The sequence below is a fragment of the Methylobacterium sp. J-043 genome (assembly GCF_022829505.1).
GTDB classification, from domain to species: Bacteria; Pseudomonadota; Alphaproteobacteria; order Rhizobiales; family Beijerinckiaceae; genus Methylobacterium; species Methylobacterium extorquens_A.
In genome coordinates, this window is record NZ_JAKSYB010000065.1 from 141,491 (window position 1) to 157,070 (window position 15,580).

Here is a 15,580-nt window from a genome sequence, read left to right on the forward strand (position 1 = left end):
CCGCGCGATTTGATGCGCCGGATTGCGGGTTCCGCTGCCTTGAAAGTACCGACTTGACCCAATTCACCGATTTCGGCCTCGCTCAGCCCGTGCTCCGCGCGCTGGAAGAGGCCGGCTACGTTACGCCGACGCCGATCCAGTCGCAGGCCGTCCCGCCAGCGATGGAGGGCCGCGATCTCTGCGGCATCGCCCAGACCGGCACCGGCAAGACCGCTGCCTTCGCCCTGCCGATCCTGCATCGCCTGTCGCTCGACAGCCGCCGCGCGCCGCGCCGCGGTTGCCGCGTGCTCGTGCTGTCGCCGACCCGCGAGCTCGCCAGCCAGATCGCCGACAGCTTCTCGGATTACGGCCGGCACCTGCCCTACACCAACACCGTTGTGTTCGGCGGCGTGAACATCACCCGCCAGGAGCGGGCGATCGCGCCGGGCGTCGATATCCTCGTCGCTACGCCGGGCCGGCTCATCGACCTCGTCGATCGCCGCGCGCTGACGCTGGAGGGCGTCGAGATCCTCGTCCTCGACGAGGCCGACCAGATGCTCGACCTCGGCTTCATCCACGCGCTCAAGCGCATCGTGAAGATGCTGCCGGCCAAGCGCCAGAGCCTGTTCTTCTCGGCCACCATGCCGAAGAACATCGCCGGGCTTGCCGACCAGTACCTCAGCAACCCGGTGCAGGTCGCGGTCACCCCCGTGGCGACCACCGCCGAGCGCGTCGATCAGCAGGTCATCTTCTGCCACACGGGCGCCAAGCAGGCCCTGCTCAACCACGTCCTGCGTGATCCGAAGATCGAGCGTGTGCTCGTCTTCACCCGCACCAAGCACGGTGCGGACCGGGTCGTGCGCGGCCTCGACAAGGCCAACGTCGTCAGCGCGGCGATCCACGGCAACAAGAGCCAGCCGCAGCGCGAGCGGGCGCTTGCCGCCTTCCGTGACGGTTCCTGCCGCGTGCTTGTGGCCACCGACATCGCCGCCCGCGGTATCGATGTCGATGGCGTGACCCACGTCGTGAACTACGATCTGCCGAACGTGCCGGAATCCTATGTCCACCGCATCGGCCGCACGGCCCGCGCGGGTGCGGAGGGCCAGGCGATCTCGTTCTGCAACGACGAGGAGCGCAGCTACCTGCGCGACATCGAGCGCACCACGCGTCAGAAGGTGCCCGTCGCCGGGTTCCCCGAGGGCTTCGTGCCGCCGACGCGCCAGGAGGCGCAGGACAACGCCGCCGAGGAGGCGCGCCGTCCGCCGCGTCAGCCGCAGGGTCGCCCCGGCCAGCGGCAGGGTCGTCCGGGCGGCGGTCGCGGCCAGGGTGGCGAGGGACGCGGCGAGCCGCGCGCCCACGACGCTCGCGGCGGGCGTCCCGGCGGACAGCCGGGCCACCGCCAGGACCAGCGCGCCGCCGGTGCACCGCGTCCCGACGCTCAGCGGCAGGACCAGCGCCGCCCCGAGCGGGCCGGCGAGGCCCGCCCGCAGGGTGCGCGTCCGCAAGGAGCCCGTCCGAGCGACGGCCGTCGCGACGGTCGGCCCGCGCGCTCCGGTGGCGAGGGCGGCCGGGCGATCGGCTGGCTCGATCGCGCACCGCGCTCCTGATCGCCGGAAGACCTGACGATCCCGCATCGGACTCTCGCAGCACTGCGCGGCGGGGGACGACGCAGCCGATCCTCGGGTCTCGACGGGGCATGGAAATCGATCTTTTCGGCGCGGGATGCGTTCATCCCGCGCCGTTCTCGTTCGGAGCACGGCCTGTCAGGAGATCAGGCGGGATGCGCTACGAACTCTATCGTGATGCGGGTGGGCAGTGGCGCTGGCGCCTGCGCGTCCAGAACGGCAACGTCATCGCGGATTCCGGTGAGAGCTATGTTCGCCGCGAGGATTGCGAGCGCGGCATCGAACTGGTGAAGGGAAGCGCCGAGGCGTCCGTCGTCGACATGACGACGAAGATCGCCTGACCCCGTTTCACAGGTCACCGCAGGCGCTCATTTTTTGCGAAACCGTTTTGCGGCCTCGTGCGTTCTCGCTCGCGCGGTACGCCGGGTTCGGCGTGTCCGTTCGCCATTGCCGAAGAGGGAATGCCCACTTGCTCAGAAAACTCCTCCTTGCCGCGCTGATGGTCCTGGGCCTCGCTGCGGTGGCACCGCAGGGTGCGTCGGCCGCCCCGGTGGGCCCGTCGGCCGCGCTCGTGACCGAAGCCACACCCGCGACCGTCGAGAAGGCGCAATATTACCGCCGTGGCTGGGGTCCGCGCCCCTATTACGGCCGCCGATTCTACGGCCCGCGCCCGTTCTACCGTCGCCCGTATTACCGTCGTCCGTTCTACGGCCCGCGCCGTTTCTACGGCCCGCGTCGCTTCTACTACTAAGCCGAACTGATCTCTCGGGAGTCATGCCTGACTTCTGAAGACGATCGTTTCCGATCTGAGCCCGGAGTGTCACCGCTCCGGGCTTTTTCGTGCTTACATCTTGGAGCGACCGATCAGCCCCCGCGCTTTTCTAAAGGCCGCAGACCGATATAGGATGGCGTTCAAGCGAGTATGGCCCGCGTCAGACGGGTCGCTCCGGAGGACGTCCCATGATCGATCTCGTGACGCGGCAGCGGCGCGCGATTGCGCCCGCTCGTACCCTGTCCTGGCAGGACATCCCGCTCGAGCTGTTCGTCTGCGCCGCGGCGATCTTTCTCGCGGCCGGGCTGGAGCTTCTCGGCCTGATGCCCTGACGCGGTTCCGCCTCTGGCGCAGGACCGGCGCCCGTGCTTCGCTGTCCGACAACGCGTGCTCGAATCGGCGCGAACGGGGGGATCGATGATGCAGACGATCGATGTGGGCGACGAGCATCCCGTCGGCGACCTGACGGTGCGCACGATCGCCATGCCGGCCGACACCAACGCCAACGGTGACATCTTCGGCGGCTGGGTGCTGTCGCAGATGGATCAGGCCGGCGGCATCGCCGGGGTCGAGCGGGCGCAGGGCCGGGTCGTGACCGTGGCCGTCGATGCAATGACCTTCATCCGGCCCGTGCGGGTCGGGGATGTGCTGTGCGTCTATACCCGGATCGGCCGGGTCGGACGTACCTCCATGAAGATCCACTTGGAGGCCTGGGCGCGGCGCTTCCAGACACGGATTCGCGAAAAGGTCACCGATGCGACCTTCACCTTCGTCGCCATCGACGAGGCGGGCCGTCCGCGCTCGATCCCGGTCGAGGGCTGAGGCGCCTCCCCTTGGCGCCTCCCCTTGGCGCTTCCCGGCGTGACGGTCTAGAACCGGGGCGACATCCTCAAACCGCCGAGTCCGTATGCCCGCCACGCCCCGCGCCGCGATCATCCCGGTCACCCCGTTCCAGCAGAACTGCACCTTGATCTGGGACGACGCCACCAAGGCCGGCGCCGTGGTCGATCCCGGTGGAGACCTGGACCGGATCGAGGCGGCGATCCGCGCGCAGGGCGTGACGGTCGAGAAGATCCTGCTCACCCACGGCCATATCGACCATGCCGGCGGCGCCGCCGAGCTGAAGGAGCGCCTCGGCGTTCCCGTCGAGGGCCCGCACGAAGCCGACCGGTTCCTGCTCGATTCTCTGCCCGAGACGGGCGCGAATTACGGGATCGACGGCGCCCGCGCGGTCACGCCGGATCGCTGGCTCAGCGAGGGCGACACGGTCACCGTCGGCGGCCTGACCTTCGACATCTGGCACGCCCCTGGCCACTCCCCCGGCAGCGTCGTCTTCATGAGCCGCGATGCCCGTTTCGCCCTGGTCGGCGACGTGGTGTTCCAGGGGTCGATCGGCCGGACCGACCTGCCCGGCGGCAGCCATGAGCAACTGATCCGGATGATCAAGGAGAAGGTGCTGCCGCTCGGCGACGACGTCGCCTTCATCCCCGGCCATGGGCCGACCGGAACGCTCGGGCAGGAGCGGATGACGAACCCGTTCCTGCAGGGATGAAACGGTCTGGACCGTCGCCCGCACGGCTTCACCGGCCGGCCACCGTGTCGGGTGAGACTCGAACGGCCGGGCCGGCGGCGTGCGCTATTTGGGCGATGATGCGGGAGTGCTCGACATGACGGCGTCCGATGCCGGTTCGATCCGAGTCTTTCTCGGCCTCGGAGCCGTGCGCGTCCGGCCGCGCATGTACATCGGCGATACGGAGGACGGGACTGGGCTGCACAACATGGTGCTCGCCACCGTAAATCATGCGCTTCGCGAGCGCTCCGGTCGCCGCGCTGGCTGTATTCGGGTCTGCCTCGAGGCTGACGGTTCCTGCACTGTCTCTGACGATGGTCCGGGCTTGTCCGGCGAGCCGGGCAGCGGCGGCGAAATCAGTGAGTTGGAAGCCGCCATGACGCGGCTCGATCCGCAAGATCTCGCGGGCGGTGTCGAACAGACGGGGCTGTGTGTCGTCAACGCACTTTCATACTGGCTACAGATCGCCAGCCGGATTGGGGGCACGTCGTTCGATCTAGCATTCCGGCACGGTGTGCAGCTCTCGCCGCTTGGCATCCGGGCGATCACGGACGATCATTGCGGAACGACGATTTCGTTTCAGCCCTCCGCCGACACCTTCCCGGAACGGAGCTTTGACGGCGCGAGATTGAAAGCCGATCTGGAGGCGCTGTCGCTTCGATCCGGAGCGCGGATCGAACTCAAGGATGCACGCGGGAACCCCGCGACCTGATGTTGTCCATTCGCGCGACGGTGTGCTGAAGAGCCCTTACGCGTCGTTAACGCGATCGGTCCACAAAGAGCACGCAACAACGCTTTCCAGACGCAAAAAGCGATGCAAAATCAGGGGGGAACGCCTATATGAAGACGAGACGGAAATAGCAGGCACACCCGGCCCGTCCGGGCTCGAGAAAAGGCTCAAGAGCCGCCTGCCCGAGGAATTTTATGGCTGAATCCCCGAACACCGAACCCGCCGACAGCTACGGCGCGGAATCGATCCGCGTGCTCAAGGGCCTGGATGCCGTGCGCAAGCGGCCCGGCATGTATATCGGCGATACCGACGACGGCTCCGGCCTGCACCACATGATCTACGAGGTGGTGGACAACGCCATCGACGAGGCGCTCGCGGGCCACGCGGACCTCGTGACGGTGACGCTCAACGCCGACGGTTCGGTGACGGTCTCCGACAACGGGCGCGGCATCCCCACCGACATCCACCGGGAAGAGGGGGTTTCGGCCGCCGAGGTCATCATGACCCAGCTCCATGCCGGCGGTAAGTTCGACCAGAATTCCTACAAGGTCTCGGGCGGCCTGCACGGCGTCGGCGTGTCCGTCGTCAACGCGCTCTCCACCAGCCTGACGCTGCGGATCTGGCGCGGGGGCAAGGAACACCGCATGGAGTTCCGCCACGGCGATGCGGTGGCCCCGCTGGAGGTCGTCGGCCCTGCGGGCGATCGGCGCGGCACGGAGGTGACCTTCCTGCCGTCGACCGAAACCTTCACCATGGTGGAGTTCGATTATCCGACGCTGGAGAAGCGTCTGCGCGAGCTCGCCTTTCTCAATTCGGGCGTGCGCATCGTCGTCACCGATGCGCGCCACGCCGAGCACAAGCGCGAGGAGCTTTGCTACGAGGGCGGCGTCGAGGCCTTCGTGCGCTATCTCGACCGGTCCCGGAAGTCGGTCGAGGGCATGACGAAGCCCGTCACCGTGCTGGGCGAGCGCGACGGCATCCGCGTCGAGGTGGCGTTCTGGTGGAACGACTCGTTCAACGAGACCGTCCTGCCCTTCACCAACAACATCCCGCAACGCGACGGCGGTACCCACATGGCGGGCTTCCGCGCCGCCCTGACGCGCCAGCTCACCGGCTACGCCGAATCCTCGGGCGTCGCGAAACGCGAGAAGGTCTCGCTTACCGGCGACGATTGCCGCGAGGGGCTGACCGCTGTCATCTCCGTGCAGGTGCCGGACCCGAAATTCTCGTCGCAGACCAAGGATAAGCTCGTCTCCTCCGAGGTCCGCCCGGCGGTCGAGAACATCCTCAACGAGGGTCTCTCGACCTGGCTCGAGGAGAACCCGGCCCAGGCGAAATCGGTGATGGGCAAGGTCGTCCTCGCGGCCGCCGCCCGTGAGGCGGCGCGCAAGGCGCGCGAGACCATCACCCGCAAGGGCGCGCTCGACATCGCCTCGCTGCCCGGCAAGCTCGCCGATTGCCAGGAGCGCGATCCGAGCAAATGCGAGTTGCTGCTGGTCGAGGGCGATTCCGCCGGCGGCTCGGCCAAGCAGGGCCGTGACCGTACCTTCCAGGCAGTGCTTCCGCTGCGTGGAAAGATCCTGAACGTCGAGCGGGTACGCGCCGACCGGATGCTGTCCTCGGCCGAGATCGGCACGCTGATCACCGCGCTCGGCGCCGGCATCGGCCGGTCGAGTACCGACCGCGAGGGCTTCAACCCGGACAAGCTGCGCTATCACCGCATCATCATCATGACCGACGCGGACGTGGACGGCTCGCACATCCGGACATTGCTGCTGACGTTCTTCTTCCGGCAGATGCCGGAGCTCATCGACCGCGGTCACCTCTACATCGCCCAGCCGCCGCTCTACAAAGCCGAGCGCGGCCGTCGGACCCTCTACCTCAAGGACGAGCGGGCGCTGGAGGATTACCTGATCGATCAGGGTGTCGAGGGCGCCGTGCTCCGGCTGGCCTCCGGCACCGAGTTCGGGGGTGCCCAGCTCAAGACCTTGGTCGAGGAAGCGCGCGCCTTCCGCGGCATCCTGCACGGGCTCCACACCCGCTACGACCGCTCGGTGGTCGAGCAATCGGTTCTGGCCGGCGCCTTCGCCAAGGATGTGGCCGAGAATCCCGGTGAGGCCGAGGTCCTGGCCGACCGCACCGCCAAGCGTCTCGACCGGATCGCTGACGAGATCGAAAAGGGCTGGACCGGGGCGGCCTCGGAGGGCGGCTACGTCTTCAGCCGGACGCTTCGCAGCGTGACGCAGATCGCCAACCTCGATGCGACGCTGCTCGCCTCGCAGGAGGCACGCCGACTTGCCGAGCGGGCGGAGACCTTGCGCGAGATCTACGAGGAGCCGGTGACGCTCGCCCGCAAGGGGGACGAGACCGAACTCTACGGCCCTGTTGGTTTGTTCGAGGCGGTGATGGCGTTCGGCCGGAAGGGCCTCCAGCTCCAGCGCTACAAGGGCCTCGGCGAGATGACCGCCCAGCAGCTCTGGGAAACGACGCTCGATCGCGACGTGCGCTCCCTGCTGCAGGTAAAGGTCAAGGATACGACCGACGCCGACGACCTATTCGTCAAGCTGATGGGTGACGTGGTGGAGCCGCGCCGCGAGTTCATCCAAGAGAACGCGCTGAGCGTCGCGAATCTCGACGTGTGATGGCGTGAGCCCGAAGGGCCGGTGACGGCTCTCGGGACGATGCAGATGGACGGTGGCCCGGGTCAGGCCCGTGCCGCCGACAATCCATCCGGAAGGCCTTCGTACGAATCGACGAGGAAGGCGCGGGCGCGGCTGACGCGACTCTTGACCGTGCCGACCTGACAGCCGAGCTGCTCGGCCGCTTCCTCGTAAGTGAAGCCCTCGGCACCGACGAGCAGAAGCGCCTGCCGCTGCGGCAGCGGCAAGGTGCCGATCAAGTTCATCACCATCCGCAGTCCCGCCGCGTGCTCCTGGTCGGGGTGAGCGGTGAGCGTGCCGGCATGGACGCCGTCGGCATCCTCAACTTCGCGGCGGCCCTTGCGAATCTCGGTGTAGAACTGATTGCGCAGGATGGTGAACAACCACGCCGTGAAGTTCGTGCCCGGCGTGAACCGCTCGCGGTTGGCCCAGGCCTTCACCATCGTCTCCTGAACGAGATCGTCGGCACGGGTCGGGTTGGCCGTGAGCGAGATCGCGAAGGTGCGCAACATCGGCAGCGCTTTCACCAGATCGTCGCGGAAGATGGCTTCGACCTGTCCGCCGTGGGCGGCGAGAGCTGTCTCGAACTGCCGCAACAGCGCCGCCAGCGGGCTCGGCAACGGAGCTTGCTCCGCCAGATCGAAGTAATCCCGCAAGGCAAGAGCCAACTGGCGCGGAACAGCTTTTGCCGCTTCACCCCGTACAAGACCGGGATCTTCCGGCAATTGGCTGCGAATCAGTTCGTCGGGCATCCGGATGGGCACCTCGGGATAGGGCAGGGCGTTTGAAGTAGTCACCTTTCGGTAGCAATTGAAAAATGAACTGATGCTAAACGGCGACGGAAAAAGCCCCAATCCCTCTAAGCAGCCAGAGCAGATCGCCCGCACAGCCCTCGGAATTGTTTCGGAGTTTTTCTGAAAGATCGCCGGATCGCAGCGCGACAGGGGCCGAAGATTGCAGCGTTCCGCGATTTGCTTTCAGCTTAGCCGTTTGAATTGCGTACGGCTGGTTCGCTTCGCACCGGCGGGAATCGGCAACGCTGCCTGGTGGTAAACTGTCATCGGCAGGGCTTCGTTTTTATCGGCTTGCCTTGGCGGCCACGACCTGCGGCATAGCTGTGCACGCGACGGCCTGCGCCGGAGCCGGTGGTTCAAGGAGTCCAAGTATGTTGGAAGAGTTCAAGAAATTCGCGCTGCGCGGCAACGTGGTGGATCTCGCCGTCGGCGTCGTCATCGGCGCGGCGTTCGGCGCCATCGTCACGTCGCTGGTTCAGGACGTCATCATGCCGATCATCGGCGCAGTGACCGGCGGCCTCGATTTCTCGAACTACTACATCCCGTTGTCGTCCAAGGTGCAGGCGGGCATGCCCTATGCCGAGGCGAAGAAGGTCGGCGCGGTGATCGGCTACGGCCAATTCCTGACGCTCGCCGTCAACTTCACGATCATCGCGTTCGTGCTGTTCATGGTGATTCGCGCCATGAACGTTCTGAAATCCCGGGAAGAGGCCAAGCCGAAGCCTGAGGCCGAGGTGCCGGCCGAGGTGAAGCTGCTGGGTGAAATCCGGGATCTGCTGGCGGCGCGAAGGGTCTAAATCGCTCTACTTCTTCGGATCGCCCGCGTCGGGCGTGACGCCGAAGGCATCGAGAATCCGGTCGAGCGCCTGTTCGACGGCTTCGGTGCCTTCCTCGTGTGTCTTCAGGCGCGTCTCGAGCCGGCGGAGTTGCGGCTCGAATTCCTGCGGTACAGTCGGTTCGTCGCCGAGGAAGCGCGGCTCGGGGGCCGGCTCGGTGTAGACGCTTCGCAGCTCATGACCGAGATGGTCACGGACCGATTCCGGCAGCGGCGGATTTTCGGGAGGGTTTTCGGCGGTTGTGTCGGGGGCGGGCATCGTCAGTCCTGTCCAGGCGCAAACATCGTCTCGGACGGATCAACGAGTGGACCACGCGGAGCGTTGCGTCCGGTGCCTCGCATCTCAGCAACAGCATGGCTGGAACAAGTCGAACACTGATCATCCGGGACCTTGGCCGGTGCGCACAAGCGATGTGTCATCGGGGAGGCGGAACCGGACGGTCGGCGTGCGAGCCCTCAGGGGTAGGTCGGAACTACAAAAAAGGCCCCGGCAACGTTTGCCGGGGCCGGATGGTGCCGCCCGTTGCGGGCGGCCCACGAAAGGAGTGACTAGTCGAGCACTTCGATGATCCGATGGCGGCCATCCACCAGCACCGGACGCTCGTTGACTACGGTGTAGCGGGTTCCGCGGCTCACGTTGTAGTCGTTCGGGACGTCGTAGTACGTCACGCCCGAGGACGGCAGCGTCGAGCCGACGACCACACGACCGTCGTAGTCGTAGGAGCGAACGTTGCGCTCACGGACATAGGAGCGGAAGCGCGGACGATCCTCGACACCGAGAATGCCACCGATCGTCCCGGTCGCCGCACCCACCGCACCGCCGACGATGCCGCCGATCGGACCCGCCGCATCGGAACCTTCCTGAGCGCCGCGCTCCGCGCCGCGCAGCGTGCCTTGCGCCTGGGCGGCCATGGGCAGAGCAAGCGCGATGGCCGAAGCAGCGAGAAGGGTCTTGATCTTCATGTCAGCATCTCCGTCGTTGTGACGTCCGCCGCAGTCTCAGCGCAGCGAAGCATGGGCCGGTAACGCCGCAGCCTCGAATTCGGATGCATGGAAAATCGAGAAAGGCCGAGATTACCCCACGGTGCCTGAAACGGAGGCAGATCTCGCGAAAGCTGTCGCAGGAGCGAACGACATCTTTCGATCTCAGCCCGGCGCGTGCTCCATGAGGAACCGGTTCATCCGCTCCAGCGCCCGGCCGATATTCTCGGCGGAGTTGGCGTAGGAGAGCCGAAGATAGCCCTCGCCGTGCACGCCGAAATCCGGCCCGCCGATCACCGCCACGCCCACCTCGTCGAGGAGTGCGGTTGCCAGGGCCTTCGCCTTCCAACCCGTGCGCGCAACGTTCGGGAAGGCGTAGAAGGCGCCCTTCGGGGTGATGCAGGAGACGTTCGGCAGGCCGTTCAGCCCGTCCACGACGAGGCTCCGACGCTGATCGAACGCGGCGACCATCGCGGTGACGCAGTCCTGCGGTCCGTCGAGGGCGGCGACGCCGGCCCACTGCGTCGCGGCGTTCACGCAGGAGAACGAGTTCACAGCAAGCTTGCGGGCGGCGTCGTAGAGAGGTTTCGGCCAGACCGACCAGCCAAGCCGCCACCCGGTCATCGCATAGGTCTTCGAGGCACCGTCGAGCGCGATCAGCCGGTCGCGGATCTCGGGATAGGCGAGGAGCGAGACATGCGCCTCCCCGTCATAAGTCATGGAGCCATAGATCTCGTCGGACAGCACTGCGATGCCCGGATGGGCGGCAAGACCTCGCACCAGAGCGTCGATCTCGGACTTCGGCGTGACGCCGCCGGTCGGGTTGGCCGGCGAGTTGACGATCAGGAGGCGTGTGCGCTCCGTGAGCAGCGAGAGCGTTTCCTCCGCCGAGAAGGCAAAGCCGTTGGCCTCGCGGATCGGCACCGGCACCGGGGTCGCCCCGGTGAACGCGATCATCGAGCGGTAGATCGGGAAACCGGGGTCCGGATACAGGATCTCGGCACCGGGCTCGCCGAACATCAGGATCGCCATGAACATGGTGACCTTGCCGCCCGGCACGATCATCACTGCGTCGGGTGAGACCTCGACGCCGTGGCGGCGATGGAGGTCCCGCGCCACGGCCTCACGGAGCGGCGGGATGCCGATGGCCGGCGTGTAGCCGTGATGGCCGTCGCGCAGGGCCTTGATGCCGGCCTCGACGATATGGGCCGGCGTCGGAAAATCCGGCTGGCCGATGCCGAGATTGACGATGTCGCGCCCTTGAGCCGCGAGCGCGCCGGCACGGGCGAGAACGGCGAAGGCGTTCTCCTCGCCGATCCGTTCGAAAGACGACACGACAGGCAGCATGGCCTCGACCTTCCGTCAGACGCCGGTCGGGGCCGGGATTCGGCAGAGCCTCACGAAACGCCCGCTCATCGACCGTGCCTCGCGGGGCACGGCAGAGCGGCGGGCGCCGCGTGGAGTCATGCTCGGTCTTAGGTGCGTGCGGCGAGGCGGCTCGCGGCGAAGGAGATCGCGCCACCGACGACGAACAGGATCGCGAAGGTCTTGACCGCTGCGTAGAACAGGGCCGGCTCGATGCCGGTATCCGTGAAGAGAACGGCGCAGACGGCCGCGATCGGGAGGAGCAGCACGACGGAAAGCGGCACCAGCGGGTTCATTCGACGTCACTCGCGTTCGTTGAGGGGTCGCAGCGCGGCCCGAAGAATAATGCGAAGCGGTCTTAGCATCGCCGTTCCGCCTGAGGAAACTCCCGCCGCTTCAGAATCTCCGATCGATCCGCGGGCGTTTCGGTCAGGCGGGGATGCGCACCGTCGCCCGCAAGCCGCCGAGCGGGCTGTCGTGCAGGGCGACATCGCCGCCATGCGCGCGGGCGATGTCGCGGGCGATGGCGAGACCGAGCCCGGAGCCGCCGGCATCCTGGCGCGCATCGTCGAGGCGCACGAACGGCTTGAACACGTCCTCGCGGCTCTCCGCCGGGATGCCGGGTCCGTCGTCGTCGATCGCGACCAGGAAGGCGCGATGCTCGCGTTTGCCCGAGATCGCCACGGTGTCGGCGTAGCGGGCGGCGTTGGCAGCGAGGTTGAATAGGCAGCGGCGCATCGCATCCGGCCGCACCGTGACGAGGGGGCTCCCCTCGATCTCCACCGCCTCGACATGGGCGCCGAGGCGCTCCACGTCGCTGCGCAGGTCCTCCAGCAGGGTCCGCATGTCGGTCTCGGCAGCGGTCTCGGCGGAATCGCCGCGGGCGAAGGCAAGGTAACCCTCCAGCATCCGGCTCATCTCGTCGACGTCGCGCTGGAGATCCTCCACCTCCGGGGTCTGCTCGACCAGGGCGAGCGAGAGCTTGAACCGGGTGATGATGGTGCGCAGGTCGTGGCTCACCCCGTTGAGCATCGCCGTGCGCTGCTCCATGGCCCGCTCGATGCGCCGCTTCATCTCGATGAAGGCGTGCCCCGCCTGCCGGACCTCGCGGGCGCCGCGGGGCTTGAACTCGATCTCGCGGCCCTTGCCGAACCCCTCGGCCACCGCCGAGAGCCGCAGGATCGGCTTGATCTGGTTGCGCAGGAATAGAATGGCCACGCCGAGCAGCACCAGCGAGGAGCCGGTCATCCAGAGCAGGAAGATGTGCGAGTTCGAGGCGTAGGCCTGGTTGCGCCGGGCGGTGACCCGCATCACCCCCTCGGGGATGGCGACGCGGATCTCGATGAGGTTCGAGCGCCCCACCGTGTCGATCCAGAACGGGCGCCGGATCTGGCGGCGGATCTCTTCCGACAGGACCTCGTCGAGAATCGAGAAGAACGGCCGCGGCCCCGGATTCGGTAGCTTGGCGCCCTTCAGGATGTCGATGTCGAGATTCAGCCGCTCCCCGGCGATGCGCGAGAGCGTTTCGGCATTCTTGTCCTGCGGATAGGACTCGTAGATGTCCATCAGCGCGGCGACGTCGGCGGTGACGGCCGCCGAGAGCCGGCGGGTCACGAGCTGCCAGTGCCGTTCCATGAAGGTGTAGGCGATCACCGACTGGAGCAGAACCATCGGCGCGATGATGATGATCAGCGAGCGGGCGTAGAGGCCCTTCGGCAAGGCATCGCCGATGGCGCGGCTGAGGCGCCGCCAGATCTTGCGAACGCGACCGAGCGCCCCGGCGAGGGTGCCGGTTCGAGACGGTGCGGTCGCGGAGGGGCGGGCGGGGGCCGCCATGATGGCCTCAATCGATGGCGAGGCGGTAGCCGACGCCGCGGACGGTGTGCAGGAAGCTCGGATTGGCCGGGTCCGGCTCGATCTTACGGCGCAGACGGTTGATCTGCACGTCGATGGTGCGTTCGGCAGCCAAGCCGCCATTGCCCGCGAGCGTCTCGCGCTCGACATTGCCGCCGCGGGCCTGGGACAGCATGGTCAGGATCTCGCGCTCGCGCTCGGTGATCTTCACCGGCTCGTTCTCGCGCCGCAACTCGCCCCGGTCGGCGCGGAAGCTGAAGGGGCCGAAGGTCACCGCGCCCTCGCCCGAGAAACGCGCCTCCGGCACGGCGATGTGGCGGCGGATGATGTTGTTGAGCCGCAGGATCAATTCGCGCGGCTCGAAGGGCTTGGGCAGATAATCGTCGGCGCCGATCTCCAGCCCCGTCACCCGGTCGTTCGGGTTGGAACGGGCCGTCAGCATCAGGATCGGCACCCGTGAGGTCTCGCGCACCGAGCGGGCATAGTCGAAACCGCTCTCGCCGGGCATCATCACGTCGAGGACGAGGGCATCGAACACGAAGCACTGGCCGCGGCTGCGCGCCTCGGCCGCGTTCGCGGCGGCCGTGACGCGGAAGCCTTGCTCCGAGAGGAAGCGGGACAAGAGTTCCCGTACCCGCCGGTCGTCATCCACCAGTAGGATATGGGGCGCATGGTCGGGAAGCTCGGGGCGCGCCTTGAGGGCGGTCTCGGCCGACATCAGGCACGCCCCGTCGTGCGGCGCGCCATCAGCCGACGGATCGCGGCGCGCTCGGCCGGCTCGATCATGGCGAGCAGAAAATCCTGGGCGGATGCCGCACGGGCCTCGCGTCCGCTCTCGGCCTCATCGTCTTCGGACGGCGCATCGAGCGCCCGTACGATCCGGCGGACCTGGACCCGCGTCAGGTCGGCGGTCAGCGCCCGGCCGGACGGGGTGCAGAACAGGAGCCGCTGGCGTCGGTCGCTCGTGCCGGTCTGCTGCTCGACATAGCCCTGGTCGATCAAATCCTTGAGTACCCGGTTGAGGCTCTGTTTGGTGATGCGCAGGATATCGAGGAGTTCGGCGATGGTGAGGCCGGGATAGCGATCGACGAAGTGCAGAACCCGGTGATGCGCCCGGCCGAAGCCGTACTGCGCCAGAATCCGGTCGGGATCGCCGACGAAATCGCGGTAGGCGAAGAACAGCAGCTCGATCAGGTCGTCGCTGTCGCCGCCCGCCGCGGGACAGTTCGAGGGAGACGCCTCACCGGGACCCTGGACCGCTATGTCGGTATCTGGCGTCATCACACGATTCACGTCGTGAAAACCTCGGTCGGCGGCGGATCGCGGGGCTCCGGACGGCCTGGGAAGATAAGTCAGTGTTGTTGACATATCTCAGCCCCGTTGCTACCCGTCAACCCTGCCGGTCCAGCCGCTCGCTGCATCGTTCCGCGTCCGCGCGCCGGCATTTGCCCCACCCGACGACCCCGCGCTTCGCCGAGGCCGCGCAGAGGAACTTCGAGAGATGTCCGTGATTCCCTTCGATGAGCGCGAAGGCACGATCTGGTTCGACGGTGCCATGGTGCCGTGGCGCGAGGCGAAGATCCATGTGCTCAGTCACGGCCTCCACTACGGTTCGTCGGTGTTCGAGGGCGAGCGGGCCTATGGCGGCCGGATCTTCAAGAGCCGCCAGCATTCCGAGCGACTGCGCCAATCGGCCCAGCTCCTCGATTTCGAGATTCCGTACTCGGTCGATCAGATCGAGGCGGCGAAGGCTCAGGTGCTCGCGACCAGCGGCCTCCAAGACGCCTATCTGCGCCCTGTGGCGTGGCGCGGCTCGGAGATGATGGGCGTCGCGGCGCAGAAGAACACCATCCACCTCGCCATCGCCGCCTGGGAATGGCCGAGCTACTTCGACCCGGCGACCAAGATGAAGGGCATCCGCCTCGACATCGCCGATTACCGCCGCCCCGATCCGCGGACCGCACCCTCGACTTCGAAGGCGGCGGGTCTCTACATGATCTGCACGATCTCCAAGCACCGCGCCGAGAACAAGGGCTATGCCGATGCGCTGATGCTCGATTGGGAGGACAATGTCGCCGAATGCACCGGCGCCAACGTCTTCTTCATCGCCGACGGCGTGATCCACACGCCCCAGGCCGACCGCTTCCTCAACGGCATCACCCGCCAGACCGTGATCGAGTTGGCCAAAAGCCGCGGGATCGAGGTGATCGAGCGGCGCATCCGCCCGGAGGAGATAACCGGCTTCTCCGAGTGCTTCATCACCGGCTCGGCCGCCGAGGTGACCCCGGTCTCCGAGATCGGCCCCTACCGCTTCACGCCGGCGGCCCTGACCAAGTCGCTGATGGACGATTATCTCGCCGAGGTGCAGCCGCAGGCGGCCGCCGCCTGAGGCATGCATGATCGACGGTTCCGGGC

Annotated in this window: 18 protein-coding genes; 10 read left to right on the forward strand and 8 right to left on the reverse strand. The window is 67.1% G+C overall.

Annotated features, from left to right (window positions below; genetic code table 11):
* Positions 1–53 precede the first annotated feature (53 nt).
* The 8 genes from MKK50_RS21835 to gyrB all read left to right on the forward strand — a co-directional run bounded on the left by MKK50_RS21835 (position 54) and on the right by gyrB (position 7,318).
* A complete protein-coding gene (locus MKK50_RS21835) occupies positions 54–1,586 on the forward strand; it encodes a DEAD/DEAH box helicase (RefSeq protein ID WP_253372173.1) in 1,533 nt (510 codons plus the stop codon).
* 173 nt (positions 1,587–1,759) lie between these two features.
* Positions 1,760–1,945, forward strand: a complete 186-nt coding sequence (locus MKK50_RS21840; protein WP_003600744.1) for a YegP family protein — start codon at positions 1,760–1,762, stop codon at positions 1,943–1,945.
* A gap of 128 nt (positions 1,946–2,073) precedes the next feature.
* Positions 2,074–2,355: a hypothetical protein gene (locus tag MKK50_RS21845; protein ID WP_499025274.1), complete on the forward strand. Its 282-nt coding sequence runs from the start codon at positions 2,074–2,076 to the stop codon at positions 2,353–2,355.
* A 209-nt stretch (positions 2,356–2,564) separates the two neighbouring features.
* A complete protein-coding gene (locus MKK50_RS21850; RefSeq protein ID WP_253372170.1) occupies positions 2,565–2,708 on the forward strand; it encodes a hypothetical protein in 144 nt (47 codons plus the stop codon).
* 85 nt (positions 2,709–2,793) lie between these two features.
* On the forward strand, positions 2,794–3,198 hold the full coding sequence (locus MKK50_RS21855; RefSeq protein ID WP_499025276.1) for an acyl-CoA thioesterase: 405 nt from the start codon (positions 2,794–2,796) through the stop codon (positions 3,196–3,198).
* Positions 3,199–3,283: 85 nt separating this feature from the next.
* Positions 3,284–3,928 carry an MBL fold metallo-hydrolase gene (locus tag MKK50_RS21860; protein ID WP_499025277.1) on the forward strand — a complete coding sequence of 215 codons (645 nt, stop codon included), beginning with the start codon at positions 3,284–3,286 and terminating at the stop codon, positions 3,926–3,928.
* A gap of 115 nt (positions 3,929–4,043) precedes the next feature.
* Complete coding sequence (locus MKK50_RS21865) at positions 4,044–4,658, forward strand: hypothetical protein (protein WP_499025278.1); 615 nt, start codon at positions 4,044–4,046, stop codon at positions 4,656–4,658.
* 212 nt (positions 4,659–4,870) lie between these two features.
* Positions 4,871–7,318, forward strand: coding sequence for a DNA topoisomerase (ATP-hydrolyzing) subunit B (gene gyrB, locus MKK50_RS21870; RefSeq protein WP_499025279.1), 2,448 nt, complete (start codon positions 4,871–4,873; stop codon positions 7,316–7,318).
* A 62-nt stretch (positions 7,319–7,380) separates the two neighbouring features.
* Here the strand turns inward: gyrB and MKK50_RS21875 are convergent, their stop codons facing one another.
* On the reverse strand, positions 7,381–8,088 hold the full coding sequence (locus MKK50_RS21875) for a sigma-70 family RNA polymerase sigma factor (protein WP_499025280.1): 708 nt from the start codon (positions 8,086–8,088) through the stop codon (positions 7,381–7,383).
* A 413-nt stretch (positions 8,089–8,501) separates the two neighbouring features.
* Here MKK50_RS21875 and mscL point away from each other — a divergent pair, with 413 nt between their 5' ends.
* A complete protein-coding gene (gene mscL, locus MKK50_RS21880; protein ID WP_499025347.1) occupies positions 8,502–8,927 on the forward strand; it encodes a large conductance mechanosensitive channel protein MscL in 426 nt (141 codons plus the stop codon).
* A gap of 6 nt (positions 8,928–8,933) precedes the next feature.
* Here the strand turns inward: mscL and MKK50_RS21885 are convergent, their stop codons facing one another.
* The 7 genes from MKK50_RS21885 to MKK50_RS21915 all read right to left on the reverse strand — a co-directional run bounded on the left by MKK50_RS21885 (position 8,934) and on the right by MKK50_RS21915 (position 14,446).
* A complete protein-coding gene (locus tag MKK50_RS21885; RefSeq protein ID WP_253372119.1) occupies positions 8,934–9,224 on the reverse strand; it encodes a hypothetical protein in 291 nt (96 codons plus the stop codon).
* Positions 9,225–9,514: 290 nt separating this feature from the next.
* A complete protein-coding gene (locus tag MKK50_RS21890) occupies positions 9,515–9,928 on the reverse strand; it encodes a DUF1236 domain-containing protein (RefSeq protein WP_499025282.1) in 414 nt (137 codons plus the stop codon).
* A gap of 183 nt (positions 9,929–10,111) precedes the next feature.
* The gene (locus tag MKK50_RS21895; RefSeq protein WP_499025285.1) at positions 10,112–11,293 is read right to left on the reverse strand and encodes a pyridoxal phosphate-dependent aminotransferase; all 1,182 of its coding nucleotides are present in this window, start codon (positions 11,291–11,293) and stop codon (positions 10,112–10,114) included.
* Between the two features lie 128 nt (positions 11,294–11,421).
* Positions 11,422–11,607, reverse strand: a complete 186-nt coding sequence (locus MKK50_RS21900; protein WP_056192824.1) for a hypothetical protein — start codon at positions 11,605–11,607, stop codon at positions 11,422–11,424.
* A 133-nt stretch (positions 11,608–11,740) separates the two neighbouring features.
* The gene (locus MKK50_RS21905; protein WP_499025287.1) at positions 11,741–13,147 is read right to left on the reverse strand and encodes an ATP-binding protein; all 1,407 of its coding nucleotides are present in this window, start codon (positions 13,145–13,147) and stop codon (positions 11,741–11,743) included.
* Positions 13,148–13,154: 7 nt separating this feature from the next.
* A complete protein-coding gene (locus MKK50_RS21910; RefSeq protein WP_253372112.1) occupies positions 13,155–13,883 on the reverse strand; it encodes a response regulator in 729 nt (242 codons plus the stop codon).
* The gene (locus MKK50_RS21915) at positions 13,883–14,446 is read right to left on the reverse strand and encodes a MarR family winged helix-turn-helix transcriptional regulator (RefSeq protein WP_499025289.1); all 564 of its coding nucleotides are present in this window, start codon (positions 14,444–14,446) and stop codon (positions 13,883–13,885) included. Before MKK50_RS21915 ends, MKK50_RS21910 begins: the two co-directional genes overlap by 1 nt.
* A 220-nt stretch (positions 14,447–14,666) precedes the next feature.
* Between MKK50_RS21915 and MKK50_RS21920 the strand changes: the two genes are divergently transcribed.
* Positions 14,667–15,554, forward strand: coding sequence for a branched-chain amino acid aminotransferase (locus tag MKK50_RS21920; protein ID WP_499025291.1), 888 nt, complete (start codon positions 14,667–14,669; stop codon positions 15,552–15,554).
* Positions 15,555–15,580: the final 26 nt, after the last annotated feature.